The following is a 26558-nucleotide window of genomic DNA, read 5'->3' as shown; positions in this document are numbered from 1 at the left end:
CCCTCATCGCTCGTTCAGTCGCGGCATCAGTTCGACGAAGTTGCAGGGGCGAAAACGGCTATCGAGCTGGCTGGCGAGGATGCCGTCCCAAGCGTCCTTCACCGCTCCGGTCGAGCCGGGCAGGGCGAAGATATAGGTGCCGCGCGCAACGCAGGCGGTGGCGCGCGACTGGATGGTGGAGGTGCCGATTGTCTGGAAGCTCAGCCAGCGAAACAGTTCGCCAAAACCGGGTATTTCCTTGTCCTGCACCTGCTGCACGGCCTCGGGCGTCACGTCGCGGCCGGTCACGCCGGTGCCGCCGGTAGTGAGGATCACGTCGACCTGAGGGTCGTCGATCCAGGCGTGCAGCCGGGCGACGATGGCGGCCTTGTCATCGCGTTCGATGTGACGGGCGGCGAGGATATGTCCCGCCTTTTCCAGTCGCTCCACCAGCGTATTGCCCGATCGATCCTCCGCCAGCCCGCGCGTGTCGGAGACGGTCAGGACGGCGATGCGGACAGGCAGGAACGGCCGGCTTTCGTCGATCGGCATCAGTCCGCGCCGCCGCCGATGCTGCCCTGTCCGTCGGCCTTGCTGAGACGCACAAGCTTCATGCCCTTGGCGGTGGGGAAGGTGGGCCACAGACCTTGCGCCATGCCGGTCAGGCATTCGGCCGCGCCCTTGGCCTGGATCTGGTACATCCAGTAATTGCGCATCACGATGTTCACATAAGCGCGGGTTTCATAATAGGGGAGCGATTCCATGAACAGCAGCGGATCGCCCTTGTCATGGACCTGGCTGTTCCAGCGCTCGACCGGCTGGGGTCCCGCATTATAGGCCGCCATCACCTTAGGCAGCAGCCCGCCGGTCGCGCTCATGTCGCGCAGGCTTTCCAGATAGCGCTGGCCAAATTCCATGTTGGTGGACGGGATGAACAGTTGATCGGCCGACGCCAGCCCCATGTCGCTGCCGGTGCCGGGACGAACCTGCATCAGGCCGCGCGCCCCGGCGCTGCTGACGACATTGGTGCGGAAACCCGATTCCTGGAGCGTATGCGCGTAGATGAGCGAGGGGTCGACACGCCAGCCACCATCGGGCCGCCAGTCGGGTGCGGGGAAGCGGGCAAAGCTGTCGGGCTGCGTGCCGGCCGGGCCGTTATGTGCCAGCCATAGCTGCGTCGCGGGCAGGTTGAGCGCGCTGGCGAGGCGCAGCAAGGCGTCATATTGCGCCGCGCCGCCCAGCTTCGCCTGATAGCGCAGCAATTCGTCAGCTTCATCCTGCTGACCGATCGCCGCGAGGGCGATAGCGGCGCGGGCGTTGGGGCTGTCTTTCAGCTTCTGCCATTCGTTGCTGCCGAAACGCGCGGCAAGCGGCGCGCCACCCAGTGGCATGCCGAGCGATTCGCGCGCAAGAAGGCCGTAAAAGGTTTCATCGGAGCGCGCGGCGAGTTTCAGGTAATTTTCGACCTTGTCCGCTTCGCCGCAGACCATGTAGGCGCGCGACGCCCAATAGGCGCCGGCGGCGCGCATGTCGCTATTGCCGGCCAGCGCGGCGACATTGGCGAAGGCGGGGGCCGCGGCGCGGCAGTCATTCTGACGCCAGGCGGCAAGGCCGGTCGTCCAGTGTGCCTGCACCGTCCAGTCGCCGCCGGTCCGCGTTTCGAGCGCGCGGGCCGCCATGCGGCGGGCGTTGCTGTCGTCATTTTCGATATAATAGGCCCAGGCGACGCGCTGCCGCACTTCGGTCAGACCCTCCGGGGATAGGCCCGCCTCGCCGGTCGCCAGCAGGCCTTCGGCGCCAATCGGATCGTCGGCGTTGATGAAACCCTGAATTTTGCCGGTCAGCGCCTGCGCCAGCATGTCGGTCTTGACCGCCGCAACATATTGGCGGCGGGGGGCAGAGCCGAGCCAGACCATCTTCTGAATCTGGGGGAGCGCAGGCAGGATGGTCGCGCCCCGCTTTTGCGCCAGCCGAGACAGTTGATCGGCCTTGGGCAGCCAAGCCGCCTTGTTGATGAGGTCCAGCAGGTCGAACAGTTCGACGCGCGGGGAATTGCGGGCCAGATAGAGTTCGGACAAGGCGACCGGGCGAACAGCGTCCTGCGGATCAAGCGCGAGGATCATCGCTTTCGCTTCGGCCCAGCGTTCGGCGTGCAGCGCATTGAAGATCGCGCTGTAGCGAGCCTTGTCGCCATCGCGCAGGTCTAAGGGCGACGCCGTCGCGCCAATGGCCCGCATGTCCGGCAGTACCTCCGCCGTTTCGGCGCGCGCAGGCGCGGACATGATCCCCGCAGCGGCAAGCATGGCAAGGCAGGACAGGCGGGTCGCGGCTCGAATCACGGGCGATTTTCCTCGATCAGGCTTTGCAGGGCGCGCCAACATTCCGCCTTGGCCGCAGGCTGGCTCAGCAGCAGGCGCGGGTGGAATGTGGCGACGGCGGGCACGATGCCGCCATCATGATTAAAGTTGCGTAAACTATCCGGCCCAGCCTCACCGCTGGCCGGCATCAGCGCACGGACCGTCCGATCGCCAAGCAGCAGCAAGCGGCGGGGCCTGGCGAGATGGACATGGGTGCGCATGCGATTGGCTGCGGCTGCGAGGTCGGACGCCTCCACTATGCCGCCGGGCGGACGACGGAAGAAGAGCGACGCGACATAGATCTGGCTTCGATCCAGCCCGATGGCGCGCAACATCGCGTCGCATAATGTCCCGGCGCGATCGGCCAGCAGAGTACCGGCCTCCAGATCGGCAGGATCGGGCATATCGGTGACAATCATTAGCGGCGCGTCGATCTGGCCGGCCGGGGAAATCACGCGGCCCGGCCAACGCTGTTCGGGATGCGCCGATTCGGCCTGGAGCCAGTGGTGGAACGATTCCAGGTCTTCGGGCTTTTTGCTCGTAACGATGGACGCTGAAGCTGGTGTCCCATGCTCGGAAACCGGCGCAATCGCGGGACGCAGCCAATTAACCGGCTCTTCCGCTACGGCGCTGTCCACGCCGGCCGATTGCCACCAGGTCAGATAGGCCTGGGCGGCAATGTCGCCATGATCCTGCAATAATCCCCGCATCGCATTCATCTAGGGCCAGAGGTTGACGAGGGGGTCAAGCTGCTTCATCGCCATGGATGACAAACTGGTGGACTAACGCGGTGATCGGACAGCCGGGGTGCAGCCCGCCGGTCGCGCCATGGAGGGATGAATGAGCGAACGGGAATCGATGGCCTATGACATCGTGATCGTGGGTGGTGGGCCTGCCGGGCTGTCCGCCGCGATCCGGTTGAAGCAGTTGGCCAACGAGGCTGGCCAGGACCTGGCGGTCTGCGTGCTGGAAAAAGGGTCCGAGATCGGCGCGCATATCCTGTCCGGTGCGGTGATCGATCCCAAGGCGCTGGACGAACTTCTGCCGGACTGGCGCGAACAGGGGTGCAGTCTGGCCGACACGCCTGTGACCGACAATCGGCACTGGTTCCTGACGAAAAACGGCAAAATCACCATGCCGCATCTCATGACGCCGGGCTGGATGCACAATAAGGGCACCTATACCGGTTCGCTCGGCAATCTGTGCCGCTGGCTCGCGGAACAGGCCGAGGGGCTGGGCGTCGAAATCTTCCCCGGCTTCGCCGCCGCCGAAATCCTGTATCACGAAGATGGCAGTGTGAAGGGCGTGGCGACCGGCGACATGGGGATCGACCGGGAAGGCAATCGCAAGCCCGATTATCAACCCGGCCTTGAGCTTCACGCCAAATATACCTTCTTTGCCGAAGGCGCACGCGGCCATCTGACCAAGATCGTGAAGCGCCAGTTCGCGCTGGATGCGGAATGCGAGCCGCAGGTTTACGGTCTTGGCATGAAGGAATTGTGGGACATTGATCCCGACAAGCATCAGCCGGGCTTGGTCATCCACAGCCAGGGTTGGCCCCTTACCGATGCCTATGGCGGTGGGTTCCTGTATCATCAGGCCAATGGGCAGGTGGCGCTGGGCTTCGTCGTCGGGCTGGGCTATCGCAATCCGCATCTCTATCCGTTCGAGGAGTTCCAGCGCTGGAAGCAGCATCCGGAAATCCGCCAGTTCCTGGAGGGTGGCCGCCGCGTCTCCTACGGCGCGCGCGTCATCAACGAAGGCGGCTGGCAGTCCATTCCGACGCTCGCCTTTCCTGGCGGCGCGCTGATCGGCTGCTCCGCCGGTTTCGTCAACGTGCCCCGGATCAAGGGGACGCACACCGCGATGAAATCAGGCATGCTGGCGGCCGAAACCGCATTCGAGGCGATCCGGCAGGATCGCGCCAGCGATGTTCTGGCCGCTTATGACGATCGGGTGCGGTCCAGCTGGATCGCCACCGAATTGCAGCTGGTCAAGAATGCCGAACCGTTGCTGGCCAAGTTCGGCAATACGATCGGCACCCTGCTAGCGGGCATCGACATGTGGATGCGCACGCTCAAGATCGGCCTGCCCTTCACGATGAAGCACAAGCCGGATCATACGAAAATCTGGCGCAAGGAGCAGTGCGCGACCATCGCCTATCCCAAACCCGATGGTGTCATCAGCTTTGACCGGCTGTCATCGGTGTTCCTGAGCAACACCAATCATGAGGAGGATCAGCCGGTTCACCTCCAGCTCAAGGATCCCGCGATCCCCATCAGCTATAATCTGCCCCTCTATGACGAGCCGGCGCAGCGTTATTGCCCGGCGGGCGTCTACGAAGTGGTAGGTGAGGAAGAGGGCGGCCCCCGCTTCCAGATCAACGCGCAGAATTGCGTCCACTGCAAGACTTGCGATATCAAGGACCCGACACAGAATATCAACTGGGTCGTGCCGGAAGGCGGCGGAGGACCGAATTATCCCAATATGTAAGCGCCTCATCCCCCTGTTGCTGCTGGCTACGCCGGTGCCTGCCGGCGCGGCCGTCGATCCCGACAGTGCGCTCCATGCCTATGCGCAGGCGAGGCTGGCCGATGGGGATGGCGCCTTGCAGGCGGCGGTGGCCAATTATCGGGCGGCGATGACGCTGGACCCTGATAGCATCGCCATCGCCCGCCGATCCTTTGCGCAGGCGCTGGAAAGCGGGGATCAGGCGTTGGCGGTGCGCGCCGCGACCATGCTGGATGCCGAAGGGATATTGCCGCGCGACGGGACTTTGCTTTGGATCGGGGAAGCGCTGGAGAAACGGGACTGGGCCGCGGCCGCGCGCGCCACCGACCGGCTGGAGCAGGAGGGGAATTTCGCCTTTCTGGCGCCCATGATCCGCAGCTGGATCGCCCAGGGCGAAGGTCGGACAGCGCCAGCCGTCATTTCCGATGCGGACCCGTTCGCCAATCTCGCCCGGCGCTATGTCGACGAGCATGTCGCGCTGCAGGCGATTGCGCGCGGTGATTTGGAAACAGCGATGCCGGCGGCCCGGCGCGCCCTGGCCTTGCGGGGCGGGAGCGACGGCGCGGCGCTGCGGCTCACTTTTGCAGGTCAGCTGGCCGCGCGCGGTTTTCGCGACGAAGCGCTGACGATGCTGCCGGACGGATCGGCCGATTTCGCCGCCGCGCGCTCTGATCTGAAGCGCGGGAAATATCCGAAGGGCAAGCGGGCGATGCTGTCCCCCGCGCAGGGCTATGCGCGGCTGGTCTCGCGCCTGGCGGCGGATATTGCGACGGATGAGGCGGGCGTGGCGCTGGGCATGCGTCTGGCCCGCATCGCGACCTTTGCCGATCCTACCAGTGCGGAGGGGCACATCATCGCTGCCCGCTTGCTCACCGCCGCAGGCTATCCGGCCTTTGGCGTGGCGGAGGCCTGCAAGGCGGCCGAGGACAAATGGTATGGGCCGCTGGGCGAGGCGGAACTGATCGTCGCCCTGGCGGAAGCGGGCGACCGCGCGGACGCGATCAGCTTGGCGCGCAGCCGGGCAGAACAGGCCGGCGCGGATGCGGCGCGGCAAGTGCAACTTGGTCGATTGCTGGCGGACGAAAAGGATTTTGCCGGAGCGGCCGCCGCCTTCCGCGCCGCGCAAGCGGGCTATACCGACGAAACCATGCCATGGTCGTTGCTGCTGTTCGAAGGCAGCGCGCTGGAACAGGGCGAGCAGTGGGATGCCGCGCGCGCGGTGCTGGAACGGGCAGCAAAGCTTGCCCCCAACGAACCGGTCATCCTCAACTATCTTGGCTATGCGCAGATTGAGCGACGGCAGAATGTCGATCAGGCGCTGGCGTTGCTCCAACGGGCCAGCGCCCTGAAGCCGCAGGACGCTTCCATCATCGATTCGCTGGGCTGGGCGCAATATGTGACCGGGAATGTGAAAGCGGCCGTTCCGGTGCTGGAGCGCGCTGCGGCCGGGGCGCCGGACGATCCCACCGTCAATGAACATCTGGGCGACGCCTTGTGGAGTGCCGGGAGGCGCTACGAAGCGCGCTATGCCTGGAATGCGGCGGCTATCTTTGCCGAAGGCGACGTGGCCGAACGCTTGGCCGCCAAGAGCCGTGAAGGACTGAAGCCTGAATATGCCGCTCCCTGATCTGGAGGCGCCGGCCGATCTGCTGGTCGAAACCGCTTATGCCAAGGTCAACCTCGCCCTGCATGTGCGGGCGCGGCGGGACGATGGCTATCATGCATTCGAAAGCCTGTTCGTCTTTGCCGAGCATGGCGATCGGCTGGAGGGGCAGGCGGATGCCGACGGCGCGATCGACCTGGTGATTGACGGACCATTCGCTGCCGGGCTGGATACCGGATCGGGCAATCTGGTCATGCGCGCCGCCAAGGCCTTGCAGGATTATCTGGGCACGGAACGGGGCGCGCGATTGCGGCTGACGAAGAGGCTTCCGGTCGCGTCGGGCATTGGCGGCGGATCGGCCGATGCTGCCGCGACGCTGCGTCTGCTGGCGCGGCTGTGGGACGCGCGGATCGATGCGGGTGAATTGGCGGGGCTGGCTCTGGATCTGGGATCGGATGTTCCCGCCTGCGTTCCCAGCGTGACCCAGATGGTGAGCGGGCGCGGCGAGCATCTGGCGCGGCATGGCGTTGCGGGATTGGAAGGGCTGCCGATGCTGCTGGTCAACCCCGGCGTAGCGGTGTCCACCGCCGCCGTCTTTTCGGGATGGGACGGGCAGGATCATGGCCCGCTATCTGCCGACAGCCTCGACCAGCTGATTGGGGCAGGGCGCAATGATCTGGAAAGGCCGGCGATGGCGCTGGCACCCGCCATTGCCGATATTTTGGCGGCCTTGAGGGGGCGGGCCGGGTTGAAAGTCGCGCGGATGTCGGGGTCGGGGGCGACCTGCTTTGCCCTATTTGATGATGACGCGGCCATGGGCCGGGCGGCCGATGCGATCCGCGCCGAACGGCCCGACTGGTGGACAATGGAAACACGGATAAGGAGCGCATGACGCAAGCCTTCACCCGCATCGACGGCGGGTCGCTCGACCTGCTGATCGTCGCCGATCATGCCTCCGCGCATGTGCCGGATGATATCGACCTAGGCATTGAGCCGGCGCTGCTGGGCAAACATATCGCCATCGACATCGGCGTGGCGGAAGTCAGCACCTTGCTGGCTGGGCAATTGGGCTGCACCACGTTGCTGGCCGGCGTGTCGCGGCTGGTGATCGACTTGAACCGTGAAGAGGATGCCCCAGGCCTGTTGCCGGTCATGAGCGATGGCCATGCCATTCCGGGCAATCGGAATGCTGACCTCGCCGAACGGATGATCCGTTTCTACCATCCCTATCATCATGCCATCGGCGTTTTGCTGGCCGGCATGACGTCGCCCTTCATCCTGTCGCTGCATAGCTTCACGCCGACGCTGGAGAGCGATCCGGCACAGAAGCGTCCTTGGGACATCGGCATATTATATAATGAGGATGATCGCGCCGCCCGCATCGCAATCCCGATGTTGGAGGAGGCTGGGCTGATCGTTGGCGACCAGCTGCCTTATTCGGGGCGATTGCTGAACGCGACGATGAACCGCCATGCCGAAGCCAATGGCATTCCCTATCTGGGGATCGAGATGCGGCAGGATCTGGTGGCCGACGCTGCGGGTCAGGAGCGACTTGCGGCGCTGATCGGGCCGGTGCTGTTCCAATGTCGGAGTCGGCTGGTATGAGGGGGGCTTGGCCAAGCCTGATGCTGATCGCCCTGCTTTCGGCCTGCGGAAGTGGAGAGCGGACCCCGGCGGAGCAGGAAGCCGCCATGGCGCAGGGCGATGACACGCCAGTATGCAGTATAGGAGGGTCGCAGGACTGGTCGCCTGATTGTACGCTCCAGCGCGACGGTGACCTGCTGACGATCCGTCACCCCGATGGCGGGTTTCGTCGTTTCCGGGTCCTGTCGGACGGACGCGGATTGGAAGAGGCCGACGGCGCGGAAAAGGTGCAGCTACACATCATAGGCGGGCGTATGATCGAAGCCAGTATCGGCGATGATCGCTACCGCCTGCCGGCAAAGGTTGCCGGACAGGCCCGGTGAGCGTGGACGCCATCCTGACGGCGGCGCAAATGCGCGCGGCCGAACAGGCGGCCTTCGACGCGGGGGTGGAACCCTATGCGTTGATGGAAAGGGCCGGGCGAACCGCTGCGGACATCATATGGCGGGCGGGCCATCGCCGGGACCTGCTGATACTATGCGGGCCGGGCAATAATGGCGGAGACGGCTTTGTCATTGCGCGGGTGATGCGCGAACGCGGCGTTCCTGTCCGCGTGGCGGCGTTGGGCGAAAGCCGGACAGACTCTGCCCAGAGAGCGAAAGCCGCCTGGGACGGGCCGGTCGAGGACATGATGACCGCAGCGCCGGCCACGCAGATTGTGGACGCGCTGTTCGGCACGGGCCTAAGCCGGGGGCTGGACGACGCGGTGGCGGACAGGCTGTGCGCATTAGTGAATAGCGCAGCGGCGTCTTACGCGGTCGACCTGCCCAGCGGTGTGGAAAGTGACGGAGGCGCGGTGCTGTCGACCGTGCCCAGCTTCGGCGTCACCATCGCCTTGGGGGCATGGAAGCCGGCGCATCTGCTCCAACCAGCGTCGGAACTGTGCGGGCGACTGATCCTGGCACCGCTCGATATCCCGCTCACGAGCGATGTGCAGCGGCTGTCCGCGCCACATCTGACCATGCCCGCAGTCGACGCGCATAAATATAGCCGGGGCCTGGTGGCCGTTGTCGGCGGCGGCATGGCCGGCGCGAGCCTGCTGGCGAGCGAGGCGGCGGCGCGATCCGGCGCGGGAGTGGTGCGGCGTTTGGCGGCGGACATACCGGGTGGGGGCACTCATGCGATCATCCATCGGAAAGTGATGCACGCGGACGCTCTGGCTGGCGAACTGGACGACCAGCGGATCGTCGCGCTGTTAGTGGGCCCTGGCCTCGGCCTTGATGCAGATGCGCGGGCGCGTCTGGGTGTGGCGCTGGACAGCGGACATCCTTTGGTACTGGATGCGGACGCTCTGACATTGCTCGGCAAGGACGACACGCTGTCCATACCCTCCGGAGCCATCCTCACGCCGCATGAAGGCGAGTTCGAGCGACTGTTCGGGAAACTGCCAGACAGCAAGATCGACCGCGCCCGCGCGGCGGCAAAAGCATCGGGGGCGGTCATCGTCTATAAGGGCGCAGATAGCGTCGTGGCCGCACCGGACGGGCGCGTGGCGGTCGAGGGGCGTGCATCGAGCTGGCTGTCGACGGCCGGGACCGGTGATGTGCTGGCGGGGCTGGCGGCGGGACGGCTGGCGGTGACATGCGATCCATTTCGCGCTGCCTGCGAGGCGGTATGGCTGCATGCCGACGCGGCGTGGCGATGTCGCCCGGCCTTTGTCGCGGATGATTTGCTTGGCGCGCTGCCAGCCGCTATCGCCGCGCGATTGTGACCGATAGCAAGACAGACAGCGAAGCCGACAGCATCATCCGCATTGCCGCGCGCGGCGATGGCGTCACCGGCGATGGCCGGCATGTGCCGCTGGCCGCGCCGGGGGACCGTGTGATGGCCGATGGAACCGTCGTCTTCGGCGTCCATCATGCCGAGCCGCCCTGCGTTCACTTCCCTGCCTGCGGGGGATGCCAGCTTCAGCATCTGGACGATCAGAGCTATGCCGACTTCGTGACCGCGCGTGCGGTCGGCGCCTTGGCGGGCCAGGGCGTGACGGCGGTCACGGTGCTGCCGCCACATCTGTCGCCCCCCATGACCCGGCGGCGCGCATCGCTGCGCGCGGCGCGTACGGGCAAGCGCGTGACGATCGGCTTTGCCGAGGAGGGCAGCCATCGGCTGATCGACCTTCGGATGTGCGCGGTGCTCGACCCAAAGCTGTTTGCCTTGATAGAGCCGCTGCGATCCCTGCTGGCGCTGATCCTGCCGGACAAGCGAGCGGCGCATGTGAAAATGTCGGTGATCGACCAGGGCGTCGACCTGTTGCTGGAGGGTGTGCGGGTCGAGGGATTGGCAGCGGATGAGGGGCTGGGGGATTTTGCGCGGACGCACGGTCTGGCGCGGCTGACGATTGATGAGGGCGACGGACCACAGACGCGATGGGAGCCTGATGCAGCCACGATCAGCTTCGGTGGCGTGCCAGTTGGCTTTCCGCCCTTTTCCTTTCTCCAGGCCACGCCGGATGGGGAGGCGGCTCTGGTCGGCCCGGTGGGCGCGGCGCTGCCGCCGACGGGGGCGATCGCGGACCTGTTCTGTGGGCTGGGCACTTTTGCGCTGGCGCTGGGAGAGGGCAGGCCCGTCTATGCGGCGGAGGCTGCGCGCGACGTGATCCTTCAGCTCAAGATGGCGGCAGGTCGGGCGCAGCTGCGGCTGGCCGCCGATCATCGCGACCTGTTCCGGCGGCCCCTGACGCCGGAGGAACTGAACCGCTTTGCCGCCGTCATTCTCGATCCCCCGCGCGCGGGCGCGCGGGAACAGGTGTTGCAACTGGCGCAGGCGGACGTGCCGACGATCGCCTATATATCCTGCAATCCCGCCAGCTTTGCCCGTGATGCCGCGCATCTGACGGCAGCGGGATATCAGCTGGAAAGCGTCAAGCCCGTCGGCCAGTTCCGCTGGTCCACCCATGTCGAACTGGTTGGCATCTTCCGCAAATGAGAAAGGCCCCCGCTACCGTTCGGCAGCGGGGGCCTTTTGACTAGCTGCTTAGAGCGAAGATCCCAGCTTCACCACATTGGCGCGGCGGCGGGGCAGCGGATGCTCCGTATAGAGGCTCGCCATCGGCTCATCCTCGACTTCGATCGTCGATTCCGAGGTGAAACCGTTGAAGCCGGTGCGCATGGCCGCGCCATAGGCGCCGAGCATCCCGATTTCGATATAGTCGCCGGCCTTGACGTCCGACGGCAGCATGAAGGGACCGACCATATGGTCCATATCGTCGCAGGTCGGACCGTAGAAGGAGAAGCCTTCGAGCGATTCGAGGCTCGCTTCCTCACGCAGCAGTTCCACCGGGAAACGCCAGCCGATATGCGCGGCGTCGAACAGCGCGCCATAGGCACCGTCGTTGATATAAAGCTCAGTGCCCCGCCGCCGTTCGACGCGCACGACGACCGAGCTATATTCGGCCGACAGCGCGCGGCCGGGTTCGCACCACAATTCCGCCGAATAGCTGATCGGCAGGCTTTCGAAACCGCGATGGATTGCATCGAAATAGCGTTCCAACGACACCGGCTCCATGCCGGGATACACCGACGGAAAACCACCACCGACGTCGATGATGTCGACGGTGACGGCCGCATCGACGATCGCCGCGCGCACGCGTTCGATGGCGTCGCTATAGGCCTGCGGGCTCATGGCCTGGCTGCCGACATGGAAGCAGATGCCGAGCGCGTCGGCGGCCTGGCGGGTGGCCATCAGCAATTCGCGGGTTTCGCCCAGTTCTGCGCCGAATTTGGACGCCAGGCTGAGTTCGGCATGTTCCGACGACACGCGCAGACGCACGCACAATTCCAGATCGGTGGCGTTGCCGGTCGCGCGCATGATCTTGTCCAACTCGTCGATCGTGTCGAGCGAAAAGGTGCGCACGCCATGGACGTGATAGGCCTCGGCAACGGCTTCCTCTGCCTTGACGGGATGCATGAAGCAGAGCTTCGCGCCATCCTGTCCGGCGAGCGCTTCGGCAACCAGACGCACTTCGGCAATCGAGGCCACGTCGAAATGCGTGATGCCCGATGCAAACAAGGTGCGGATCAGTTCGGGAGACGGATTGGCCTTCACCGCATAGAGCGAGCGACCCGGGAACTTCTCGGCAAAGAAGCGGGCGGCCCGAGCAGCGGCTTCGGGGCGAATCAGCGTTACCGGTGCTGCCGGTTTGAGGGTGGTCGCTACCCCCAGCGCGCTAGGATGCTTGTGCAATTCAAGGGACCTCCAGTGTAGTCGTTGGCAGTAAAAAAGCTGCCTTGCGGTGGAAGTCCCATGGGGCAGCGGACGGCCGATATATGCGGCGGGGTCCCCCCTGTAAAGCGCGGGTAGAAATTTTGTTGCGAGCCCCGCCGTCAGTCGTGCCTCAGGAGAGACGAGCCTTGAAATCAGCGTATGAAAAAGACCGGATTTCCTTGAGTTCGTCCGTGTCGCTGTTCCACAGCCAGATGGATGGCAGCGGCACGCCGTTGAAGGTGTTGGTCTTCACCATCGAATAATGCGCCTGATCCAGGAAGGCGATGCGCGCGCCCGGTTCCGCGCCGCCGGGGACTCGATAATCGCCGATGATATCGCCCGCCAGGCAAGAGGGACCGCCCAGCCGTGTCACAGGGCCATCCTCCGCTTCATGCAGCATGGCGGGGCGGTAAGGAGCCTCGATCACGTCGGGCATGTGGCAGGTGGCGCTGATATCGGTGATGGCGACGGGCATGCCATTATGGATGACATCCAATATTTCGCCGACGAGGATACCGGCGTCCAGCGCCATCGCTTCGCCAGGCTCGATATAGAGTTCCAGCCCGGTTTTCTCCCTGATGGTCTGGAGAAAGGCAATGAGGTCGTCGATCTGATAATCGGCGCGGGTGACATGATGGCCGCCGCCGAAGTTCAACCATTTGAGGCTCGAAATGTGCGGCATGACGCGCGCTTCGATCGCCGCCCAAGTGCGCTGGAGCGGGAGGAAATCCTGTTCGCACAGATTGTGAATATGGAGGCCATCCACGCCGTCGAGATGCTCCGGCCGCAATTGATCGACCGGAAAGCCGAGGCGGCTGTGCGGCTGCGACGGGTCATATTTAGGCACTTCGCCTTCGGCATGGAGCGGGTTGAGCCGCAGGCCGATGTCGAAGTTCACACCGTCCTTGCGCGCCGCGTCGATGATCGGCCTCATGCGCGCGATCTGGCCGGGGCTGTTGAAGATGACATGATCGGAAATGCGCAGGATTTCGGCGAGATCGTCGGGTTTGTAGGCGGCGCAATAGGTGGCGACTTCGCCCCTATACTCCTCACGGCCAAGGCGCGCTTCATAGAGGCCGGAGGCGCAGACGCCATCGAGATATTCGCCGATGACGGGGCCGAGCGACCACATGGAGAAGGCCTTGAGCGCGCCCAGCACCCTGATGCCGGCGCGGTCGCCAATGTCGCGCAGGACCGACAGGTTGCGGCGTATCGCGGCCTCGTCCACCACGAAGGCGGGCGAGGGGACGCGATAGAGGTCAAAGCGGGCAAAGGCGGCGGGATCGCCGGCGCGGGTTTCCATAACAAAAGCTCCGTCACCCCAGTGAAGGCTGGGGTCTCAGGCGAGAGGGCACGGCGACGCCGCATGCGATCCCAGCCTTCGCTGGGATGACGATCCCTTGTGGGGGGCGTTAGAAGGCCAGCGGCGCGTCCAGTTCCTTCACCTGCCAGGGCAGGCCGTGCTTGTTCAGCATGTCCATGAAGGGATCGGGATCGAACTGTTCGATGTTGAACACGCCTTCTCCGCGCCAGGCGCCCGTCAGCATCATGGCCGCGCCGATCATCGCAGGGACGCCCGTCGTGTAGCTGACCGCCTGGTTGCCTGTTTCGGCATAGGCGTCCTCATGATCGCAGACATTATAGACATAGACGGTCTTTTCCTGCCCGTCCTTCTGGCCGGTCGCGATGTCGCCGATGTTGGTCTTGCCCTTGGTGGTGGAACCCAGGCTCGACGGTTCGGGCAGCACGGCTTTGAGGAACTGGAGCGGGATGATTTCCTGGCCATTGTAGATGACCGGGTCGATCCGGGTCATGCCGACATTCTGGAGCACTTCGAGATGCTTCAAATAGGCGTCGCCGAAGGTCATCCAGAAGCGGATGCGCTTGATCTCGGGATAATGGGTGGCGAGGCTTTCCAGTTCCTCATGATACATGAGGTACATGTTCTTTTCGCCGACCTGATCGAAGTCGAAGACCTGCTTGTGGCTTAAGGCCGGGCCTTCCACCCATTCGCCATTGTTCCAATGGCGCGAGGGCGCGGTCACTTCGCGGATGTTGATTTCCGGGTTGAAGTTGGTGGCGAAATGCTGGCCATGGTCGCCGCCGTTGCAGTCGAGAATGTCGAGCGTGTCGATCCGGTCGAGCAGATGCTTCTTGATGTAGCTGGCAAAGACGCTGGTGACGCCGGGGTCGAAACCCGAACCCAGCAGCGCCATGATGCCCGCTTCCTTGAACCGGTCCTGATAGGCCCATTGCCAGCTATATTCGAACTTGGCGGTGTCGCGCGGCTCGTAATTGGCGGTGTCGAGATAGTCGGTCTTCGTCGCGAGGCACGCGTCCATGATCGCCAGATCCTGATAGGGCAGGGCCAGGTTCACGACCAGTTTGGGCTGAACCTTTTCAATGAGCGCGATGGTTTCGTCCACATTGTCCGCATCGACCTGCGCCACGTCGATGGTGATGCCGGTGCGGGCCTTCACCGATTCGGCGACCTTCTCGCACGAAATCAGCCGACGGCTGGCGAGCGTGATATGGCTGAAAATGTCGGGGTTCATCGCCATCTTGTGAACCGCGACAGAGCCGACGCCGCCCGCGCCAATGACCAGAACCTTGCTCAATTGTTTCTCCCTATGCCTGCTGCGCGTGCTCGCGCGAAAGCGCCCATATAGGGTGCGGCCATGACAGCGCAAAGTCAGATGCGCGTGAACGCATCTGGCGGCCTGTCCTTTGGGGCAGTCGCGCATCTTCCCGACGGCTGGCGCGTAATGGGCGCATCCCCCCGAAAGGCGGGGAGTGACAAAGGAAGGATGACGAAATGAAAGTGTCCACCCTAACGATTGCGCTGGCCGGCGCGCTGCTCTCCGTCAGTGGCGGGGCGATGGCCCAGGCCGCGACCGACCCCATGGTCGGCGGCGCGGCGATGTCGCCGAGCAAGGATATCATCGACAATGCGGTCAATTCCAAGGATCACACGACGCTGGTCGCCGCGGTGAAGGCCGCAGGCCTGGTCGATACGCTGAAAGGTCCCGGTCCCTTCACCGTATTCGCGCCGACCAACGCCGCCTTTGCCAAATTGCCTGCGGGCACGGTCGACACCTTGCTGAAGCCGGAGAACAAGGCCGACCTCACCAAGATCCTGACCTATCATGTGGTGCCCGGTAAACTGAATGCCGCCGACCTGATCGCGCAGGCGAAGGCTAATGGCGGCAAGGCAATGCTGACCACGGTCGAAGGCGAGCCTCTGACCGCGTGGGTCGACGGCGACTCCGTATATTTGCAGGACGCCAAGGGCGGGAAGGCGATGGTCACCATTGCGGACGTCAACCAGTCGAACGGCGTCATTCATGTCATCGATACGGTATTGATGCCCTGATCCTGTCGATGAGGTGAGGGAGCGGCTGGCCCGACTGCACGCGGGCCGGCCGCTTTTTCATACGACCAGTTTTTTCAATCCCTCGACTGTGTCTGCCTCATGCGCGGGCTTGTCCTTGCGGATGCGGGCGATGCGGGGGAAACGCATGGCAAGGCCGGATTTGTGGCGCTTGCTGTCGTGGATGGAATCGAAAGCAACCTCCAGCACCAGCGTCTTTTCCACTTCCCGCACCGGCCCGAAGCGGTTGACCGTATTCTGGCGCACGAAACGGTCGAGCCATTTCAGTTCCTCGTCGGTGAAGCCGCTATAGGCCTTGCCCACGGGCAGCAATTCACCGTCGGGCGTCCAGCATCCAAAGGTGTAATCCGAGTAGAAGGATGAACGTTTCCCGTGGCCGCGCTGCGCATACATCATGACGCAGTCGGCGGTCAGCGGGTCGCGCTTCCATTTATACCAGAGCGCGGCCTTTCGCCCGGCGACATAGGGGCTGTCGCGGCGTTTCAGCATCACGCCTTCAATCGCGGCGTCGCGGGCTCCGGCGCGGATGTCGGCGAGGGTGGCAAAATCGTCCGCGTCGATCACCTGCGACAGGTCGAAGCGCTGCGGGTCGAGCGTCGGCACAAAAGCCTCCAGCCTGGCGCGGCGCTGATGCCAAGGCAGGGCGCGCAAATCCTGATCGCCCTCGATCAACAGGTCGTAGAGGCGGACGAAGGCAGGATAGTCCTCCATCATCTTGGTAGTGACGGCCTTGCGCCCCAGACGCTGCTGGAGCGCGTTGAAGCTGGCGGCCTCGCCCCCCTGGAACTCGCCCTTTACGAGCAATTCGCCATCCAGCACGGCATGGCCCGTGAAGGCAGCGGCGATTTCGGGGAAGCTGCCGCTGATGTCATCGCTCGCGCGGCTGTAGAGGCGGGTTTCGGTCCCCGTGCCGACAATCTGGATGCGAATGCCGTCCCATTTCCATTCGGCGGCATAGTCGGTGAGGTCCACGCTGTCGGCCTCCAGCGGGTGAGCAAGCATGAAGGGGCGGAAATAGGGTGTGCCTTCGGGGTCCGGGCGGCCGCTGCGTCCCTCCGCCCAGTCGAACAGTGCGGCGTAAGGCGGGGAGAGGGCGTGCCAGACCTGCTCGACATCATCGACGTCGAGGTTGAAGGCCTGGGCAAAGCCGGTCTTGGCCAGACGGGCGGAAATGCCGACGCGCAGCCCCCCGGTCGCCAGCTTCAGCAGCGCGAACCGGCCAGAAGAATCGAGATGATCCATCATCTGCGCCAGCGCGTCGGGAGCGGCGGCGCGGGTCACATTCTGGAGACGACCGATGACGGCGGAGAGGCTGAGCGATCCGTCATCCAGTTCAGCCGGCTGATCGGTGCGCTTGGGCCAGAGTAGGGCCACGGTTTCGGCAAGGTCGCCGACATAGTCGCGGCTCATTTCGTAGAGGATGGGATCGGTGCGGGCGCGGATCATCTCACCGATGGCGGAGGATTTGACTGCCTTGAGATCAAGGCTGCCAGTGAGCGCGGCCAGTGCCCAGCCACGGTCGGGATCGGGCGCGTCGCGCATATAGGCGGCGATCAAGCCAAGCTTTCCGTTGCGTGACCGGGTGTAGACGAGGCCGTCGAGCAGCTGGGAAAAGGCGCGCATCAGCCAGCCCCATTCGTTTCGAGCATGGTCGGGCAATCATATCCAAGCGACATCTGCTTCTCGACGTCGCTCGAAGCGAACGGATGTTGGGCACGGAATTGCATCACCCTTCATCCTCATCTTCGCGGCCTACCAGCGCGAGGGCGCGGGCGCGGATTTGGTGGGTCATGCACCAGTGCAGCAGCGCCTCTTCCCGACCATGGGTGATCCAGGTTTCGGTGGGCGCGACTTCGCGGATCGTGTCGGTCAGCTCGTCCCAGTCGGCATGGTCGGAAATGACGAGGGGAAGCTCGACATTCTTCTGCCGGGCGCGCTGGCGCACGCGCATCCAGCCTGAGGCCATGGCGGTGATCGGATCGGGCAGGCGGCGGCTCCAGCGATCGTTGAGCGCGGAAGGGGGCGAGAGGATGATGTGGCCGCGCATATCCTTGGCCGCGACGCCGGTGGCGGGGCGCAGTTCGCCAAGGTCCACGCCAAAATCCTGATAGAGCGCGCACATGCGTTCCAGCGCGCCATGGATATAGATGGCGTCATGATGGCCCCGGCCACGCAATTCGCTGATGACCCGCTGCGCCTTCCCCAGGGCATAGGCGCCGACGAGGACGCAACGATCGGGATTGGCGTGGAGCGCGGCGAGCAGGCGGTCCATCTCGCTGCCGGTGTCGGGATGGCGAAAGACCGGCAGGCCGAACGTCGCTTCGGTGACAAAAATGTCGCAGGGGACGGGTTCGAATGGCAGGCAGGTGGGGTCGGGGCGGCGTTTATAGTCGCCGGTCACGACCACGCGTTCGCCGGCATGTTCCAACAGGATCTGCGCTGATCCCAGCACATGGCCGGCGGGCACATAGCGGATGCGCACGCCGCCCAGCCGCACCTCTTCGCCATAATCCACCGCCGTGCCGCTGGCCGTGCCATAGCGCAAGCCCATAATCGCCAGCGTTTCGCGCGTCGCCCAGACATGTCCGTGCCCGCCGCGCGCATGATCGGCGTGGCCGTGCGTCACCAAGGCGCGCTCCTGCGGCAGGGACGGGTCGATCCACGCATCGGCGGGGCGGACATAAATGCCGGTCGGGTGCGGTTCGATCCAATGCGCCATGGGGCAAGAAGATGGGAAGGGGCATGGCGGTTCCGCAAGGCCAGGCGGAAAAGGCGAGTCATCGCGCGGTAACGCGCGCGTCACCGCGTCGACACGCCATTGCCCTATCGCGCGCGGATAGGAACGCGCAGCGGGGAGTCGCGATCATGGCCTTTTCAGCCCACCGGACCATTACCAAGGCGGTGCACCGGCATCGCCATTTGTCGAAGCAGGGCCTGCTGGAGCGCGCCTTCACCTTTGCCTTTCGCGGACTGGTCTATGCCCAGATATGGGAAGACCCGGCGGTCGACATGGAGGCGCTGGCGATCCAGCCCGACAGCCATGTGGTGACGATCGCGTCGGGCGGCTGCAACGTGCTATCCTATCTGACCGCAGACCCGGCAAAGATCACGGCGGTGGATTTGAACACCGCGCATATCGCGCTCAACCGGCTGAAACTGGTGGCGGCGCGGACCCTGCCTGATCATGCGACTTTCCACCGCTTTTTCGCGCAGGCCGACGATCGCGCCAATATTGCGGCCTATCGCGACCTTGTAGCGCCGCATCTGGACGAGGCGACCCGGCGCTATTGGGAGGGACGCGACCTGATCGGGCGGCGGCGCATCGGCGGGTTCGCGCGTGGGATATACAAACATGGCCTGCTGGGCCGCTTCATCGGCGCGGCGCACCTGCTGGCGCGCTTGCATGGCGTCAACCCCAGGCGGATGCTGAATGCGCGGTCGCGTGAGGAACAGCTGGAGATTTTCGAGCGCGAATTGGCGCCGATCTTCGACAGGGGCTTTGTGCGTTGGCTGACCAGCCAGCCGGCATCGCTGTTCGGCCTCGGCATCCCGCCCGCGCAGTTCGAGGCGCTGGCCGGTGACGCGCGCATGGATGCCGTGTTGAAAGCGCGGCTGAAGAAACTGGCCTGCGACTTTGATCTGAAAGACAATTATTTTGCGGTGCAGGCTTTCGGGCGCGGCTATGCAGGGGGTGAGGGGCCATTGCCGCCCTATCTTCAGGCGGGAAACCATGAGGCGGTGCGGGCGCGGGTCGGGCGCGTGGACGTGCGGCATGTCAATTTCACCGACTTCCTTGCAAGCCAGCCGGCTGCGTCCTGCGACCGCTATATCCTGCTCGATGCGCAGGACTGGATGAACGATGCGCAATTGAATGCGCTCTGGGCGCAGATTACGCGAACGGCGAAGCCGGGCGCTCGGGTTCTGTTCCGCACCGCGGGTGAGCCGAGCATCCTGCCGGGCCGTGTCAGCGACGACATCCTAGGGCGCTGGCAGTATCGCGCCGACGCCTCGCGCGATTACACAGCGCGTGATCGTTCGGCCATCTATGGCGGTGTTCATCTCTATGTGCTGAGGGATGATGTGTGAGCGACCATCGGGGGCTGATGGACGGGGTCTATCGCTACCAGCGGCATATTTATGACCTGACGCGCAAATATTATCTGCTGGGCCGGGACGGGCTGATCGCTGATCTCGACGTGCCTGACGGCGGGGCGGTGCTGGAGATTGGCTGCGGCACCGGGCGCAATCTGATCGCGGCGGGAAAGGCCTGGCCACGCGCCGCTCTGCATGGCGTCGACATATCGGAGGCGATGCTGGAGACGGCGCGCGCAGCCGTCACAAAGGCCGGCATGGCAAAGCGCGTGATCCTGGTGCAAGGCGACGCCTGCGGTTTCGATGCAAAGGCGCTGTTCGGGCGCGCGACCTTCGACCGGGTGTTCATCAGCTATGCCCTCTCCATGATCCCGGACTGGGAAGCGGCATTGGCCCAGGCGGCGCATTGCGTGGCGCCGGGCGGCCGGCTGGAGATCGTCGATTTCGGGCAGCAGGAGCACCTGCCGGAGCTTTGGAGGCGCGCGCTGTGCGGCTGGCTGGGGGCGTTCCATGTGTCGCCGCGCGCGGGCCTCCAAGCGGCGGTCGAGCGGCTGGCGCAGGATGTCGGCGGCGTGGCGCAGAGCCGGGCGCTCTATCGCGGCTATGCGGTGCGCGGCGGGTTGATCAGGGCTGAGGCATAAAATGCCGTGCCGACGCGGCGTTACTGGGCGTCGATTGTCAGGTTCGTGTACAAAAATTCGCCCGTAGAGCAGATGAGACGAACAACCGGCGCATCCACATCCAAAGCCATCGTCTGCTGCTGGCCAGCAAATTGCGCCACCACGGATTTACCGTCATAGGCCAGGCTGAAAGGCCGTGCATCTTGCGTGTCTGCTAGGGGGAAGAGATCGTGCGAAACCTCGCTGCCGGCTTTGCGTTCATCCCAGTTCGCAAAATGAAGGACTGCGTTCTTGTCCTTTGTCTTCACGCCCAATTTTCCGGCAGGCAGGGCCGCTAGGCTGAAGCCCGCCTGGTTTTGGCTGCTTGCGCCTAGCTTTTCTGGCGCTTCCATAATCGCCAGACGTGTAAGTGGTACATATTCCTCAGATGCCGCTATGGCTTTCACCTTTACCTGACCACGCACAATGAAGGGGCCTTTAGGTGCTGGCAGCACCAGTTCGGAGAAATGGTCGGCGGCGGTATCGCAGTCGTAGGTGATGCCATTTGGAGCCGCCATTGCCGGCGCCGACGTCATCATGGCGAATGACGCCATGATGACAAATGTGATGCCAATCGTCCTAGAACTGCGAATCCTCATCATCTTTTCCCCCTGCGATCAAGCAGGTAGGCGCGAAAAAGAAACGATCGTCAATGCCTGGAGCCGTATTTAAGCCGCCTGGCGCTCCAGCAGTTCCAGGTCCAGCCGGTCCCAGATTTCCACGAGCGCCGCCACCAGGTCGCGCATCATCTCTTCGGTATGCGCAGGGCCGGGGGTGAAGCGCAGCCGTTCGGTGCCGCGGGGGACGGTGGGATAATTGATGGGCTGGACGTAAGCGCCATATTCGGCGAGCAATATGTCGCTGATCCGCTTGGCCTTGACCGGATCGCCGACCATCAGCGGCACGATATGGGTGACGGACGGCATGACCGGCAGGCCAGCGTCGCCCATCAGTCGCTTGAGGAGAGCGGCCGACGCCTGCTGCCCCTCGCGCTCCGCACTGGAGCCTTTCAAGTGCCGCACGCTGGCCAGCACGCCCGCAACCAGCACCGGCGACAGGGAAGTGGTGAAGATGAAGCCGGGCGCATAGCTGCGGATCACGTCGACGATCATCTGGTCGGCCGCGATATAGCCGCCCATGACGCCGAATGCCTTGCCCAGCGTGCCTTCGATGATGGTGACGCGGTCGGCGACGTCATCACGTTCCGAAATACCGCCGCCGCGCGCGCCATACATGCCCACGGCATGGACTTCGTCGAGATAGGTGAGCGCGTTATATTCGTCGGCCAGATCGCAGATGGCGGCGATGGGGGCGATGTCCCCGTCCATCGAATAAACGCTTTCGAACGCGATCAGCTTGGGTGTGTCGGCATCCTCGGCCGCCAGCAGTTCGCGCAGATGATCGACGTCATTGTGGCGGAACACGCGCTTTTCGCAGCCCGAGTTGCGGATGCCCGCGATCATCGAGGCGTGGTTGAGTTCGTCGGAAAAGATGATGCAGCCGGGCAGCAGCTTGGCGAGCGTGGAGAGCGTCGCTTCGTTCGAGACATAGCCCGAGGTGAAGAGGAGCGCGCCTTCCTTGCCATGCAGGTCGGCGAGTTCGGCTTCCAGATCGACATGATAATGCGTGTTGCCGCCAATGTTGCGGGTGCCGCCCGATCCCGCGCCAACGTCGTGCAGCGCTTCTTCCATCGCTGCGACGACCTTGGGATGCTGGCCCATGGCAAGATAGTCGTTGGAGCACCACACGGTGATCGGCTTCGGGCCATTATGACCGTGGAAGCAGCGCGCGTTGGGGAAAGCGCCCTTGTTTCGCAAGATGTCGATGAAGACGCGATAGCGGCCTTCGCTGTGGAGCCGATCGATCGCCTGCGAAAAGATGTGCTTGTAATTCACTACGCTTCTTCCCGTTCGTTCGCGCGCATATTGTCGTTCTGAGCGCGCCCTTCCTCTGCCCTTGAGGTCGCATTTACCCGCGTGGTTCGTCCATTACCAGCGATAACCATTCTCAGCCTTAGGGGGAAATAGCTATCACACTGATCGGAAGCGCGGCATTGGACAAATGGCCTACCCCGTCAGAGCTGCTCGGTTTGGTCGAGGCCATAGCGGGCCAAAGCCGGGCGCAACCTTTGCTGCTGATCGTCAAGGCGGGTGAAGACGGCGGTTCCGTGGGCTGGCGCTGCGGGCCAGTCCTGCCCTTGGGTCAGGAAGGCGATGCGGCGGGCGATGCCGTCGCCGCCATGGACGAAGCCCATGGGATGGGGCGCGGCGGCGGCAAGCTCTGCCTCCACCAGCGGGAAATGGGTGCAGGCAAGGACGACCATGTCCATGCGCTCGCCGCCCGGCTGGGTCGTAAGCCCCGCAAGCGCCGCGCGGGCGACCTGCGGATCGAGCGGTTCGCCGCGCAGCTTTGCTTCGGCCAGCTGCACCAGCGCAGCTGATCCATGGCGCAGGACGGTGCAGTCGGCGCCATGTTCGGCGGCGAGCCGGTCGACATAAGGCTGGCGCACCGTCGCGTCGGTGCCGAGCACGCCGAAGACGCGGCTTTTCGACAAGAGCGCGGCGGGCTTGATCGCCGGGACCGTGCCAACGACCGGTATGTCGAGCGCCGCGCGAACGGCCGCAAGCGCGATGGTCGAGGCGGTATTGCAGGCGATGACGGCCAGGCGGGGGCGATAGCGCTCGACCAGGCGGCCGAGCAAGGCGGGCACGCGTGCGGCGATTTCCGCCTCGCTCTTGGTGCCATAGGGAAAGCCGGCGCTGTCGGCAGCATAGATGATGGGTGCGGTGGGCAGCATGTCCCGGACGGGGGCTAGGATCGAAAGACCGCCCACGCCGGAATCAAAGAAGAGAATGGGAGCTTCGGGGGCGACCGTCATGCCCGCTTCTGTTGCGGGCCGGCGCTGGCCTGTCAACGCCCCCGCGCCATGTCAGCGGGTGACGGCGAGTCCGCCGGCCAGGACCACGGCGTCCTCGATCGCGCCAGTCGGCACCTGGCCATAGGCGCGCATCGCTTTCTTGCGGAGGGCTAGGCCCGCATAGGCACTGGCGATGGCGGCGGTGACGGCTGTGGCAGCGCCCAGCGCGCCTTTGCCGCGCGGCGCGAGGACGGCGCCGGCAAAGGCCGACGTCATGACGCGCACCGCCAAGCCGCGCTTGACCGTGCGGTCGGGCGCGCTTTCCGTCTTGTCGCCGGCCATTTCGAGGCCCGCGAGCGCGACCGCGCCCGATGCGATCAGCGGATTGGAAAGCAGCGCGGTCGCACGCGGCGCATTGGGCAGCAACCCGTCGCGCGCCGCGCCCGCCAGCACGGCCAGCGGGGTGAGCGAGCGCTGGCCGGCAACAAGGCCGATGAGGGCGGATCGAAGCATAGGGGCAGTCTCCATCATGTCGGGCAGGACTGGCATAAGCGTCTGAACGATCAAAAGGATGCTTGTGACGAGAGGCTTCATCAGGACGCGGCGCAGCTTCGCCATTGCTCCGTGCGGCTGTCACGCTATGGTCGCGGGCACCTTCTACCGGCGATGTTCATGACACCTTATTGGCTGCTCCCCTCCCTTGTCCTCATTCTCGGCTATCTGCTTGGCTCCATCCCCTTTGGCCTGCTGCTGACGCGCATCACCGGCGCGGGCGACCTGCGGCAGATCGGGTCGGGGAATATCGGCGCGACCAATGTCCTGCGCACCGGGCGCAAGGGACTGGCGGCCGCGACCTTGCTGCTCGATTTGCTGAAGGGCGTTGCGGCGGTGCTGGTCGGCGCGGCGATTGTCGACGGGGGCGGGCCGATGGCGGGCGCGATGGCGTTCATCGGCCATTGCTATCCGGTCTGGCTGCGTTTTGCCGGGGGCAAGGGCGTGGCGACGATGATGGGGGTCGTGACCGCGCTTTACTGGCCTGCGGGCATCGTTTTCGCGCTGGTGTGGCTGGGCCTGTTGTTCGGCACGCGCTGGTCGTCGGTGGGCGGCATGTCGGCGGGGATCAGCGCGCCGGTTGCGATGTGGGCGTTCGGGCGAATGGACCTGGTCCCCGTCGCCCTGGCCATGGCGCTGATCCTGCTGTGGCGCCATCGCGCCAATATTGCGCGGCTGATGAAGGGCGAAGAACCCAAGGTCGGCACATCCAAGTCGGCTTCGCCTGAATGAGCGAGCGGGAGCGGTTCGAGCGGTTGCGACTGATCCGCTCGCCGCGAATCGGGCCGGTCAGCTATCGGCAATTGCTCGCGCGCTTCGGCAGCGCGGGGGAGGCGGTGCGCGCCATCCCCATGCTGGCGGAGCGAGGCGGCGGCCGCGCGAGCGTCGCGGACGCGGGGGCCGTGGAGCACGAGATCGCGGCAACGCGCGCGCTGGGCGGCCGCTATCTGTTGATGGGAGACGCCGACTATCCCGTCTTGCTCGACCAGATGGAGGGCGCGCCGCCGGCGCTGATCGTGCGCGGGGACGCGGCGCTGGCCGCGCGGCCCTGCGTCGCCATCGTGGGCGCGCGCAATGCATCGGCGGCGGCTTGCCGCTTCGCGCGCAGCCTGGCGCAGGACCTGGGGCAGCGGGAGGCGGTGGTCGTATCGGGGCTGGCGCGCGGGATCGATACCGAAGCGCATCGCGGGTCGGTCGACAGCGGGACGATCGGCGTCATCGCCTGCGGCATCGACATGGTGTTCCCGCCCGAAAATGCGGCATTGCAGGAGGAGGTGGCGCAGCGCGGCCTGCTTGTGACCGAGCATCCGCCCGGCGTTCAGCCGCTTGCCCGGCATTTCCCGGCGCGCAACCGGATCATCGCGGGCCTGGCGCTGGGGACCGTGGTGGTGGAGGCCGCGCCCAAGTCCGGGTCGCTCATCACCGCGCGGCTGGCGGGTGAAGCCGGGCGGGAGGTGATGGCGGTGCCGGGATCGCCCATCGATCCGCGTGCGCAGGGGTGCAATTTGCTGATGCAAGCATCAACAGTTGCACGACGCACAATTCACCGACTTTACAGATTAATTCCTGAGACGCCGGATCAAACGTTTCCACTGATCCTCGTTGCTCATCCAGTCCGGGTTATCTGGTCTGCGAGGCGAGGGAGCAAATCGTTCAGGATGGCTCCGACAGCGCGAGCAGCGCAAATGCGATCCGACTGTTTCCATTGCGGTGTTCCAACAATGGGCGAGGAACCATCGGTTGAGTTTATCGGCATCGAGAACTCCTGAGTGACCGCATTTGCAGATGATGAAAAGGTTGGCTTGTCGTCTCGCGTAGTCGCCTAGATTGCGCAGCGTCGTGTTTGCACCCACGTCAAAGCGGGAAGGTCATCTGCCGAGCATCGGGCATGGTTGGCTGGCGGTCCCAAGCGGCAAGTATGCTCTGCGCTAGTTCAAGTGCGGCGTTCTCTCGCAGCCTTTCGTTCGGTGCAGTCAGTGCCACTCTCGCCCAACCGGGCGCGCTTAATAGGCTCTGCGCGAGCCAGAGAGAATCAGGCTGGTTCATGCGAACAGGGTATGGAACAAAAGAAGAACAGTGCAACCGTTTTTATGCGGTGGCTCAGAACGCGGGAATTTAGGCATAAAAGGCAATGTCGCATTGAATGGACCTAGCGGTGAGGCTACGTGCATTGGATTGGATAAGCGTGGAATGGGAGTGAAGTGGTGGGGGTTTATGTCAATCAAAAGTGTGGTGGTTGTAAAAAAAGTCTGACATCCGGTTATGTTAGAGAGTATTCTGGTATCGGTCAGCCATTTGTAAAATGCCATCGTTGTGGCATTTTAAATAACAACTCTGATCGTGTTACTGAATGGGATTTAAAATCTGGATTTGGAAAGGCATGGTTTGTATTTTCACATTTCATGTCTGTATTATTTTATTATGGTGGCGGTGCTTTTTTGATAGGTGCGGTGCTGCTTGGGGCAGATGTGATTGACGGTGTAGGTCTTTATGCTCTGTTGGCTGTACTACCTGTTTTTGGCCTGATCAGGTTTAGCTTTCAGCTGTGCGGAGCCATAGAAGCATCGAGAGTTAGAATGCGCGATGTTGATTACGTTGCTCAACTCCGCCATCTTGGGTACGCTCCATTAACTTGAAAGCGTCGGTTGCTCATACGAAAACCCGGCGACCATCTGGGCCACCGGGTTTCCAACGTTATCCGAACCCTTTC

The 26558-nt window shown here is 64.2% G+C and carries 26 protein-coding genes; 13 read left to right on the top strand and 13 right to left on the bottom strand.

Going from position 1 to position 26558, the window contains the following annotated elements; translation table 11 throughout:
* Nucleotides 1-3 precede the first annotated feature (3 nt).
* The 3 genes from moaB to RLDS_RS50560 are packed head-to-tail and all read right to left on the bottom strand — an operon-like array spanning nucleotide 4 to nucleotide 3046.
* Nucleotides 4-531, bottom strand: a complete 528-nt coding sequence (gene moaB, locus RLDS_RS50570; protein WP_021228089.1) for a molybdenum cofactor biosynthesis protein B — start codon at nucleotides 529-531, stop codon at nucleotides 4-6.
* A complete protein-coding gene (locus RLDS_RS50565) occupies nucleotides 531-2318 on the bottom strand; it encodes a lytic transglycosylase domain-containing protein (protein ID WP_021228088.1) in 1788 nt (595 codons plus the stop codon). Before RLDS_RS50565 ends, moaB begins: the two co-directional genes overlap by 1 nt.
* Complete coding sequence (locus tag RLDS_RS50560; RefSeq protein ID WP_031298959.1) at nucleotides 2315-3046, bottom strand: uracil-DNA glycosylase family protein; 732 nt, start codon at nucleotides 3044-3046, stop codon at nucleotides 2315-2317. Before RLDS_RS50560 ends, RLDS_RS50565 begins: the two co-directional genes overlap by 4 nt.
* Before the next feature lie 130 nt (nucleotides 3047-3176).
* Between RLDS_RS50560 and RLDS_RS50555 the strand changes: the two genes are divergently transcribed.
* The 7 genes from RLDS_RS50555 to RLDS_RS50525 are packed head-to-tail and all read left to right on the top strand — an operon-like array spanning nucleotide 3177 to nucleotide 11019.
* Nucleotides 3177-4829 carry an electron transfer flavoprotein-ubiquinone oxidoreductase gene (locus RLDS_RS50555; protein WP_021228086.1) on the top strand — a complete coding sequence of 551 codons (1653 nt, stop codon included), beginning with the start codon at nucleotides 3177-3179 and terminating at the stop codon, nucleotides 4827-4829.
* Nucleotides 4830-4845: 16 nt separating this feature from the next.
* Nucleotides 4846-6474 carry a tetratricopeptide repeat protein gene (locus tag RLDS_RS50550; RefSeq protein WP_201767510.1) on the top strand — a complete coding sequence of 543 codons (1629 nt, stop codon included), beginning with the start codon at nucleotides 4846-4848 and terminating at the stop codon, nucleotides 6472-6474.
* On the top strand, nucleotides 6461-7342 hold the full coding sequence (locus RLDS_RS50545; protein WP_021228084.1) for a 4-(cytidine 5'-diphospho)-2-C-methyl-D-erythritol kinase: 882 nt from the start codon (nucleotides 6461-6463) through the stop codon (nucleotides 7340-7342). Before RLDS_RS50550 ends, RLDS_RS50545 begins: the two co-directional genes overlap by 14 nt.
* Nucleotides 7339-8055 (top strand): N-formylglutamate amidohydrolase, encoded by a 717-nt coding sequence (locus tag RLDS_RS50540; protein WP_021228083.1) that lies wholly within the window; start codon nucleotides 7339-7341, stop codon nucleotides 8053-8055. The genes RLDS_RS50545 and RLDS_RS50540 overlap by 4 nt, the downstream gene beginning before the upstream one ends.
* Before the next feature lie 20 nt (nucleotides 8056-8075).
* A complete protein-coding gene (locus RLDS_RS50535; RefSeq protein WP_021228082.1) occupies nucleotides 8076-8417 on the top strand; it encodes a hypothetical protein in 342 nt (113 codons plus the stop codon).
* A complete protein-coding gene (locus RLDS_RS50530) occupies nucleotides 8414-9805 on the top strand; it encodes a bifunctional ADP-dependent NAD(P)H-hydrate dehydratase/NAD(P)H-hydrate epimerase (protein WP_021228081.1) in 1392 nt (463 codons plus the stop codon). Before RLDS_RS50535 ends, RLDS_RS50530 begins: the two co-directional genes overlap by 4 nt.
* Nucleotides 9802-11019, top strand: a complete 1218-nt coding sequence (locus tag RLDS_RS50525) for a class I SAM-dependent RNA methyltransferase (protein WP_021228080.1) — start codon at nucleotides 9802-9804, stop codon at nucleotides 11017-11019. The genes RLDS_RS50530 and RLDS_RS50525 overlap by 4 nt, the downstream gene beginning before the upstream one ends.
* A gap of 48 nt (nucleotides 11020-11067) precedes the next feature.
* Here the strand turns inward: RLDS_RS50525 and RLDS_RS50520 are convergent, their stop codons facing one another.
* The 3 genes from RLDS_RS50520 to RLDS_RS50510 all read right to left on the bottom strand — a co-directional run bounded on the left by RLDS_RS50520 (nucleotide 11068) and on the right by RLDS_RS50510 (nucleotide 14915).
* The gene (locus tag RLDS_RS50520; RefSeq protein ID WP_021228079.1) at nucleotides 11068-12276 is read right to left on the bottom strand and encodes a type III PLP-dependent enzyme; all 1209 of its coding nucleotides are present in this window, start codon (nucleotides 12274-12276) and stop codon (nucleotides 11068-11070) included.
* Between the two features lie 151 nt (nucleotides 12277-12427).
* A complete protein-coding gene (locus tag RLDS_RS50515) occupies nucleotides 12428-13600 on the bottom strand; it encodes a carboxynorspermidine decarboxylase (RefSeq protein ID WP_021228078.1) in 1173 nt (390 codons plus the stop codon).
* A gap of 109 nt (nucleotides 13601-13709) precedes the next feature.
* Nucleotides 13710-14915, bottom strand: coding sequence for a saccharopine dehydrogenase family protein (locus RLDS_RS50510; protein WP_021228077.1), 1206 nt, complete (start codon nucleotides 14913-14915; stop codon nucleotides 13710-13712).
* Nucleotides 14916-15112: 197 nt separating this feature from the next.
* Here RLDS_RS50510 and RLDS_RS50505 point away from each other — a divergent pair, with 197 nt between their 5' ends.
* Entirely contained in the window at nucleotides 15113-15670 is a 558-nt protein-coding gene (locus RLDS_RS50505) for a fasciclin domain-containing protein (protein WP_021228076.1), read from the top strand.
* A 57-nt stretch (nucleotides 15671-15727) separates the two neighbouring features.
* Here the strand turns inward: RLDS_RS50505 and RLDS_RS50500 are convergent, their stop codons facing one another.
* Complete coding sequence (locus tag RLDS_RS50500; protein ID WP_021228075.1) at nucleotides 15728-17311, bottom strand: cisplatin damage response ATP-dependent DNA ligase; 1584 nt, start codon at nucleotides 17309-17311, stop codon at nucleotides 15728-15730.
* A 103-nt stretch (nucleotides 17312-17414) separates the two neighbouring features.
* Complete coding sequence (locus tag RLDS_RS50495) at nucleotides 17415-18407, bottom strand: ligase-associated DNA damage response exonuclease (RefSeq protein ID WP_021228073.1); 993 nt, start codon at nucleotides 18405-18407, stop codon at nucleotides 17415-17417.
* Between the two features lie 146 nt (nucleotides 18408-18553).
* On the opposite strand from RLDS_RS50495, the gene RLDS_RS50490 reads away from it, so the two are divergent.
* Nucleotides 18554-19774, top strand: a complete 1221-nt coding sequence (locus RLDS_RS50490) for a DUF3419 family protein (RefSeq protein WP_031298952.1) — start codon at nucleotides 18554-18556, stop codon at nucleotides 19772-19774.
* The gene (locus RLDS_RS50485) at nucleotides 19771-20421 is read left to right on the top strand and encodes a class I SAM-dependent methyltransferase (RefSeq protein ID WP_021228071.1); all 651 of its coding nucleotides are present in this window, start codon (nucleotides 19771-19773) and stop codon (nucleotides 20419-20421) included. The genes RLDS_RS50490 and RLDS_RS50485 overlap by 4 nt, the downstream gene beginning before the upstream one ends.
* A 20-nt stretch (nucleotides 20422-20441) precedes the next feature.
* Here RLDS_RS50485 and RLDS_RS50480 read toward each other — a convergent pair whose 3' ends face one another.
* The 4 genes from RLDS_RS50480 to RLDS_RS50465 all read right to left on the bottom strand — a co-directional run bounded on the left by RLDS_RS50480 (nucleotide 20442) and on the right by RLDS_RS50465 (nucleotide 23809).
* Nucleotides 20442-21041 (bottom strand): hypothetical protein, encoded by a 600-nt coding sequence (locus RLDS_RS50480; protein ID WP_152528132.1) that lies wholly within the window; start codon nucleotides 21039-21041, stop codon nucleotides 20442-20444.
* A 66-nt stretch (nucleotides 21042-21107) separates the two neighbouring features.
* Entirely contained in the window at nucleotides 21108-22334 is a 1227-nt protein-coding gene (gene hemA / locus RLDS_RS50475; RefSeq protein ID WP_021228068.1) for a 5-aminolevulinate synthase, read from the bottom strand.
* 179 nt (nucleotides 22335-22513) lie between these two features.
* Nucleotides 22514-23317: a glutamate racemase gene (gene murI, locus RLDS_RS50470; protein WP_021228067.1), complete on the bottom strand. Its 804-nt coding sequence runs from the start codon at nucleotides 23315-23317 to the stop codon at nucleotides 22514-22516.
* 51 nt (nucleotides 23318-23368) lie between these two features.
* Nucleotides 23369-23809, bottom strand: coding sequence for a membrane protein (locus tag RLDS_RS50465; protein ID WP_031298951.1), 441 nt, complete (start codon nucleotides 23807-23809; stop codon nucleotides 23369-23371).
* Between the two features lie 159 nt (nucleotides 23810-23968).
* Here RLDS_RS50465 and plsY point away from each other — a divergent pair, with 159 nt between their 5' ends.
* Both plsY and dprA read left to right on the top strand, forming a co-directional pair.
* The gene (plsY, locus tag RLDS_RS50460; protein WP_031298949.1) at nucleotides 23969-24580 is read left to right on the top strand and encodes a glycerol-3-phosphate 1-O-acyltransferase PlsY; all 612 of its coding nucleotides are present in this window, start codon (nucleotides 23969-23971) and stop codon (nucleotides 24578-24580) included.
* Entirely contained in the window at nucleotides 24577-25617 is a 1041-nt protein-coding gene (gene dprA / locus RLDS_RS0128925; RefSeq protein WP_021228064.1) for a DNA-processing protein DprA, read from the top strand. The genes plsY and dprA overlap by 4 nt, the downstream gene beginning before the upstream one ends.
* An 85-nt stretch (nucleotides 25618-25702) precedes the next feature.
* Here the strand turns inward: dprA and RLDS_RS57320 are convergent, their stop codons facing one another.
* On the bottom strand, nucleotides 25703-25894 hold the full coding sequence (locus RLDS_RS57320; protein ID WP_031298947.1) for a DUF6771 family protein: 192 nt from the start codon (nucleotides 25892-25894) through the stop codon (nucleotides 25703-25705).
* 158 nt (nucleotides 25895-26052) lie between these two features.
* On the opposite strand from RLDS_RS57320, the gene RLDS_RS56130 reads away from it, so the two are divergent.
* Nucleotides 26053-26484 (top strand): hypothetical protein, encoded by a 432-nt coding sequence (locus RLDS_RS56130; RefSeq protein WP_152528131.1) that lies wholly within the window; start codon nucleotides 26053-26055, stop codon nucleotides 26482-26484.
* Nucleotides 26485-26558 lie beyond the last annotated feature (74 nt).

Origin of the sequence: Sphingobium lactosutens DS20, assembly GCF_000445105.1 — a bacterium.
Taxonomy (GTDB): Bacteria; Pseudomonadota; Alphaproteobacteria; order Sphingomonadales; family Sphingomonadaceae; genus Sphingobium; species Sphingobium lactosutens.
Note: the sequence above shows the minus strand (reverse complement) of the source record. Positions and strands in the feature narration are given on the sequence as shown.

What these genes read in the sequence shown, in the direction of transcription:
- RLDS_RS50495 (WP_021228073.1), bottom strand. Translation starts at nt 18,407, where the DNA reads ATGGCGCATTGGATCGAACCGCACCCGACCGGCATTTATGTCCGCCCC.
- RLDS_RS50545 (WP_021228084.1), top strand. Translation starts at nt 6,461, where the DNA reads ATGCCGCTCCCTGATCTGGAGGCGCCGGCCGATCTGCTGGTCGAAACC.
- RLDS_RS50560 (WP_031298959.1), bottom strand. Translation starts at nt 3,046, where the DNA reads ATGCGGGGATTATTGCAGGATCATGGCGACATTGCCGCCCAGGCCTAT.
- RLDS_RS50505 (WP_021228076.1), top strand. Translation starts at nt 15,113, where the DNA reads ATGAAAGTGTCCACCCTAACGATTGCGCTGGCCGGCGCGCTGCTCTCC.
- RLDS_RS50515 (WP_021228078.1), bottom strand. Translation starts at nt 13,600, where the DNA reads ATGGAAACCCGCGCCGGCGATCCCGCCGCCTTTGCCCGCTTTGACCTC.
- RLDS_RS50540 (WP_021228083.1), top strand. Translation starts at nt 7,339, where the DNA reads ATGACGCAAGCCTTCACCCGCATCGACGGCGGGTCGCTCGACCTGCTG.
- murI (WP_021228067.1), bottom strand. Translation starts at nt 23,317, where the DNA reads ATGACGGTCGCCCCCGAAGCTCCCATTCTCTTCTTTGATTCCGGCGTG.
- RLDS_RS50535 (WP_021228082.1), top strand. Translation starts at nt 8,076, where the DNA reads ATGCTGATCGCCCTGCTTTCGGCCTGCGGAAGTGGAGAGCGGACCCCG.
- RLDS_RS57320 (WP_031298947.1), bottom strand. Translation starts at nt 25,894, where the DNA reads ATGAACCAGCCTGATTCTCTCTGGCTCGCGCAGAGCCTATTAAGCGCG.
- RLDS_RS50480 (WP_152528132.1), bottom strand. Translation starts at nt 21,041, where the DNA reads ATGATGAGGATTCGCAGTTCTAGGACGATTGGCATCACATTTGTCATC.
- dprA (WP_021228064.1), top strand. Translation starts at nt 24,577, where the DNA reads ATGAGCGAGCGGGAGCGGTTCGAGCGGTTGCGACTGATCCGCTCGCCG.
- plsY (WP_031298949.1), top strand. Translation starts at nt 23,969, where the DNA reads ATGACACCTTATTGGCTGCTCCCCTCCCTTGTCCTCATTCTCGGCTAT.
- RLDS_RS50465 (WP_031298951.1), bottom strand. Translation starts at nt 23,809, where the DNA reads ATGCTTCGATCCGCCCTCATCGGCCTTGTTGCCGGCCAGCGCTCGCTC.
- RLDS_RS50500 (WP_021228075.1), bottom strand. Translation starts at nt 17,311, where the DNA reads ATGCGCGCCTTTTCCCAGCTGCTCGACGGCCTCGTCTACACCCGGTCA.
- moaB (WP_021228089.1), bottom strand. Translation starts at nt 531, where the DNA reads ATGCCGATCGACGAAAGCCGGCCGTTCCTGCCTGTCCGCATCGCCGTC.
- RLDS_RS50555 (WP_021228086.1), top strand. Translation starts at nt 3,177, where the DNA reads ATGAGCGAACGGGAATCGATGGCCTATGACATCGTGATCGTGGGTGGT.
- RLDS_RS50490 (WP_031298952.1), top strand. Translation starts at nt 18,554, where the DNA reads ATGGCCTTTTCAGCCCACCGGACCATTACCAAGGCGGTGCACCGGCAT.